Raw genomic sequence first — 5,067 nt, 5'->3', positions numbered from 1 at the left:
ACCAGCACGGCGGTGTCGCCGACCAGTTCGGGGATGCCGCCGACGGCCGTGGCGACCACCGGCACGCCCGCCCGCATCGCCTCCTGGACCACCAGCGAGCGGGCCTCCCAGCGGCTGGAGAGCACCAGGACGTCGGCGGCGGCCAGCAGGTCGGGCACGTCGGTGCGGTAGCCGAGCAGCCGCACCGGCAGCTTCTCGGCCGCCACCCGCTCGCGCAGCCCGGCGGCCTCCGGGCCGTCCCCGGCGAGCAGCACCAGCGGCCGCGGGTCCGCCCCGGCCAGTTCCCCGGTGGCGTCCAGCAGCAGCCCGAACGCCTTCTGCGGGACGAGCCGGCCGACCGCGAGCACCAGCGGGCGGTCCGGCCCGGAGCCGAGCAGCGCGGCCCGGGCCCGCGAGCGCTCCAGCCGGCCCTCGGGCATCCGCGGGGCCGCGACCGGGCCCAGCCGGGCGTCGGTGGCACCGAGCTCCCGGGCCCGGGCCACCAGGTCCGAGGAGGCGCCGAGCACGAGGTCGGCGGCGCGCGCCACCCGGCGCTCCATCAGCCGCTGGAGCCGGCGCTCCATGCCGGTGGCGAGCAGCGCGTGGTGCGCGGTGACCACCAGCGGCGTCTCCGGGCGCAGGCCCGGGAAGCGGCCCGCGGTGCGCAGCGCGAGGTCGGACAGCAGCGCGGCGCGCAGGCCGTGGGCGTGGACCACGTCGGCGCCGGTGAACGCGCGGCGCAGTTCGCCGATGGCGGTGGCGTCGCTGCGGGCGCCCGCGGTCGGGGTGATGTCGACCAGGTGGAACCGGGCGCCGGTGCGGGAGAAGCCGAACAGCGCGTCCGCGCCGGCGGGGGCGCACACCGTCACGGTCACTCCGTGTGCGACCAGACCCTGAGCCAGGGAGCGCACGTGCGCGCCGATGCCGCCCGTACTGGCGGCCAGGACGAGCACCACGCTGAGCTGCCCCGGTTCGGGGGTGGCCGCGACGGCCCGGGCGGCGGAATGGTCCACGTCGTCTCGCATCCGACTCGATCAGCTACGCGCGCCCCGGACGGGGGTTTCCCTCCGGCGGCGCTCGGGACAGGAAGGCCAGTGTCCAGCGGCCACCATGCCAGGTCGGCGGCCCTCTTGGACAGTCGGCGCCCCCGGCGGGGCGCGTCGCGACCGGTCCGGTCCCGGCCGGTCCAGGAGGGCCGCCGGAGCGGACCGGGGCCGACTAGCGCCGGCGGGGGGCGCGGGCCGCGGCGAGCAGTTCCTCGGCGTGCGCCCGGCCGAGCTCGGAGTCCTCCAGGCCGGCCAGCATCCGGGAGAGCTCGCGCACCCGCTCCTCGTCGCTCAGCACCTTGACGCCGCTGCGGGTCACGGTGCCGTCGTGGGTCTTCTCGACCACCAGGTGGCGGTCGGCGAAGGCCGCCACCTGCGGCAGGTGGGTGACCACGACGACCTGGGCGCTCTCGGCCAGCTTGGCGAGCCGGCGGCCGATCTCGACCGCCGCCTTGCCGCCGACGCCCGCGTCCACCTCGTCGAACAGGTAGGTGGGCACCGGGTCGGCGCCGGCGAAGACCACCTCGACGGCGAGCATCACCCGGGACAGCTCACCGCCCGAGGCGCCCTTGGCGATCGGCCGGGGCTGGGCACCCGGGTGCGGGGCGAGCAGCACCTCGACCTCGTCCACGCCGTGCGGGCCGTAGGCGACGGTGCGGCCGTCGAGCTCGATCCCGGACAGGTCGTCCAGCCGGCTGATCGCGAAGGTCACCCGGGCGTGCGGCATGGCCAGCTCGGCGAGCTCGGCGGAGACGGCCTCCGCGAAGCGGCCGGCGGCGGCCTGCCGGGCGGCCGACACCTCGGCCGCGAGGTCGGCCAACTCGACGCGCAGCGCGGTCTCCTGGGCGCCCAGCTCGTCGATGCGGTCGTCGTCGCCGTCGAGTTCGGCGAGCCGCGCGGAACCGGCCTCGGCCCAGGCGATCACCTCGGCCAGGGTGTTCTCCGGGCCGCCGTACTTGCGCAGCAGCTGGGCCAGGACGGCCCGGCGGTCCTCGACGGCGGCCAGGCGCACCGGGTCGGCGTCCAGGTCGTCGGCGTAGCCGGCCAGGTCGCCGGCCACGTCGGCGAGCAGGTAGCCGACCTCGTTGAGGCGGTCGGCGAGGGCGGCGAGCCGCTCGTCGTGGTGGCGGACGGCCTCCACCGCGCGGCGGGCCTGGGCGAGCAGGGTGCCCGCGTCCAGCGCCTCCGGGTCGGCGGGGTCGCCGGCCAGCGCGGCGTGCGCCAGGGTGGCGGCGGAGGAGAGCGCGTCGGCGTGACCGAGCCGCTCGGCCTCGGCGGCCAGCTCCCCGTCCTCGCCGGCCACCGGTTCGGCGGCGGCGACCTCGTCCAGGCCGAAGCGCAGCAGGTCGGCCTCCTGGGCGCGCTCGCGGGCCCGGGTGGTCAGCTCCTCCAGGGTCGCGGCGACCTCGCGCAGCCGGCGGTAGACCTCGCGGTAGCGGGCCAGCGGCTCCGCGACGGACTCGCCCGCGTACCGGTCGAGGGCGCCGCGCTGGCGGGCCGGGCGCAGCAGCCGCTGCTGATCGGTCTGGCCGTGCACGGCGATCAGGTCCTCGCCGAGTTCGGCGAGCAGGCCGACCGGGACGGACCGGCCGCCGACGTGGGCGCGGGAGCGCCCCTCGGCGGAGACGGTCCGGCTGATCAGCAGTGCGCCGTCGTCCAGCTCGGCGCCGGCCTCCGCGGCCCGGGCGGTGCCCCNNCCCGCCGGGGAGCCGGCGGGCAGTTCGAGGCGGCCCTCGACGACCGCGCGGGCGCTGCCGTTGCGCACCAGGCCCGGGTCGGCGCGGCCGCCGAGCAGCAGGCCGAGGCTGGTCACCACCATGGTCTTGCCGGCGCCGGTCTCGCCGGTCACGGCGGTGAAGCCGGGGGCAAGCTCGACGACCGCGTCGTCGATGACCCCAAGATCCCGTATCCGCATCTCGTCCAACACGGAGACGACCTTACGAGGTTCCGCCCCCGCCGCGCGACGAGCGACAACGCCGCGCGGCAACTCCGTACCCGGAAGTTCACCCCATCCGGGAATCCGCGGAGGGGATTTCCGGGCTGCTGGAGGGGGCCGCCGGCGGAACGGTGCACCAGGGCAGGAAGAACTGCGCGAGCGGGCCGATGGCCAGGGCGTAGGCGATGGTGCCGACGCCGACCGTGCCGCCGAGCAGGACGCCCGCGGCCAGCACGGTCAGCTCGATGCCGGTGCGGATCAGCCGCAGCGAGCCGCCGGTGCGCCGGTGCAGGCCGGTCATCAGGCCGTCACGCGGCCCCGGGCCGAGCCGGGCGCCGATGTAGAGACCGGTGGCCAGGCCGTTGAGCACGATCGCGCCCGCCATCAGCGCGATCCGGGCCGGCAGCGGGCCGGGGGCGCCGACGAGGTTCACGGTGACGTCCATCGCGGCGCCGATCACCAGCACGTTGGCGAGGGTGCCGAGGCCCGGCAGCTGGCGCAGCGGTATCCACAGCAGCAGCACCAGCGCGCCGCAGATCGTCACCCAGGCGCCCACCGACAGCCCGAAGCTGCCCTGCAGTCCCTGGTGGAAGACGTCCCAGGGGTCGAGCCCGAGGCCGGAGCGGAGCATCAGGCCCATGCTGGCCCCGTAGAGCGCGAGGCCGCCGAACAGCTGCGGCAGCCGTCGGCCGAGCGCGTGGGTGTCCCCCAGGACGCGGACGGCCAGGGACGGCGGCGGGGACGGGCGGGTGCTCACGGTGGTGGCCATGGAATCTCCGAGCAGGTGGTGCTGCACCGCAGGACACATGGCCCGGCGGTGGCGGACTCAACGGCCGCCCTGCCATGATGGCCAGGCCAATACGGCCCACGACAGGGCCAATCCCCATCAAGTGGACCGAGGAGCCATGGCCGACTGGCAGACCACCGTCTCCTCCCCCGCGCTCGCCCGGCTGCTCGCCACCGCCCGGCTGCCCGAGCCGGCCGGCGCCGCCCGCCGCCCCGCCTACCGCACGCTGGCCGCCCAGGTCCGGCTGCTGGTCTCCGAGGGCCGGCTGCCGGTCGGCGCCCGGCTGCCCGCCGAACGCGAGCTGGCCCTCGCCCTGCGGCTCAGCCGCACCACCGTGGCCACCGCCTACGAGGCCCTGCGCGCCGACGGCTACCTGCGCAGCCGCCGCGGCTCCGGCAGCTGGACCGCCCTGCCCGAGGGCTCCGCCCCGCCCAGCGACGCCCTGCACCCGGTGCCGCCGGACGAGCAGGGCCGCATCCTGGACCTCGGGGTCGCCGCGCTGCCCGCCCCGCAGCCCTTCCTCTCCGCGGCCGCCGCCCGCGCCGTCGAGCAGCTGCCCGCGTACGCCGCCGGCCACGGCCACTACCCGACCGGCGTCCCGGTGCTGCGCGAGGCGGTGGCCCGCCGCTTCACCGAGCGCGGACTGCCGACCACCCCCGACCAGATCCTGATCACCATCGGCGCGATGGGCGCCCTGCACCTGGTCCGGCAGGCCCTGCTCGGCCGCGGCGACCGGGTCGCCGTCGAGGCCCCCAGCTACGCGCACACCCTCCAGGCCCTGCGGCTCAACGAGGCCCGCCTGGTCCCGGTCCCGCTCACCCCCGCGTTCCGGTGGGACCTCGCCGAGTGGCGGCGGGTGCTGAGCGGGGCCGCGCCGAAGGCCGCCTACGTGATCCCCGACTTCCACAACCCCACCGGCGCGCTGATCGACGAGGAGCAGCGGCGCGAGCTGCTCGCCGCCGCCCGCTCCGCCGGCACCGTCGTGCTGGCCGACGAGACCACCGCCGAACTCGGCTGGGGCCTGCCCGAGGGCGTCGCCCCGCCCCGGCCCACGGCCGCCCTGGACCGCGCCGCCCAGGTGGTCACCGTCGGCTCGGCCGGCAAGCTGCTCTGGGGCGGCCTCCGGATCGGCTGGGTGCGCGCCGCCCCGGCCCTGGTCCGCCGGCTGGCCACCACCCGGGTCTACAGCGACGTCGGCGCGCCCGTCCTGGACCAGCTGATCGCCGCCGAGCTGCTGGCCGGGGACCTGCCGGCCGTCCGCGCCCACCAGCTGACCCGGCTGCGGGACAGCGCCGAGGCGCTGGCCGCCGCCCGCCGGC

At 77.5% G+C, this 5,067-nt stretch carries 4 protein-coding genes; 1 reads left to right on the top strand and 3 read right to left on the bottom strand.

Features of this window, described 5'->3' with window-relative positions:
• The 3 genes from ABD308_RS00585 to yczE form a co-directional block, all read right to left on the bottom strand.
• Positions 1-992: glycosyltransferase family 4 protein (locus ABD308_RS00585; RefSeq protein WP_344322681.1), on the bottom strand; the 992-nt coding region annotated here is incomplete at its 3' end.
• Between the two features lie 205 nt (positions 993-1,197).
• Positions 1,198-2,940, bottom strand: a complete 1,743-nt coding sequence (gene recN, locus ABD308_RS00580; protein ID WP_344322722.1) for a DNA repair protein RecN — start codon at positions 2,938-2,940, stop codon at positions 1,198-1,200.
• An 88-nt stretch (positions 2,941-3,028) separates the two neighbouring features.
• Positions 3,029-3,730: a membrane protein YczE gene (yczE, locus tag ABD308_RS00575; RefSeq protein ID WP_344322675.1), complete on the bottom strand. Its 702-nt coding sequence runs from the start codon at positions 3,728-3,730 to the stop codon at positions 3,029-3,031.
• A 136-nt stretch (positions 3,731-3,866) separates the two neighbouring features.
• Between yczE and ABD308_RS00570 the strand changes: the two genes are divergently transcribed.
• Positions 3,867-5,067: aminotransferase-like domain-containing protein (locus ABD308_RS00570; RefSeq protein ID WP_344322669.1), on the top strand; the 1,201-nt coding region annotated here is incomplete at its 3' end.

This window comes from Kitasatospora putterlickiae (assembly GCF_039527695.1).
Taxonomy (GTDB): domain Bacteria; phylum Actinomycetota; class Actinomycetes; order Streptomycetales; family Streptomycetaceae; genus Kitasatospora; species Kitasatospora putterlickiae.
This window is presented reverse-complemented; position numbering and strand designations above follow the sequence as displayed.

Excerpts from the sequence above, each read along its gene's own strand:
- yczE (WP_344322675.1), bottom strand. The coding sequence starts at position 3,730 with ATGGCCACCACCGTGAGCACCCGCCCGTCCCCGCCGCCGTCCCTGGCC.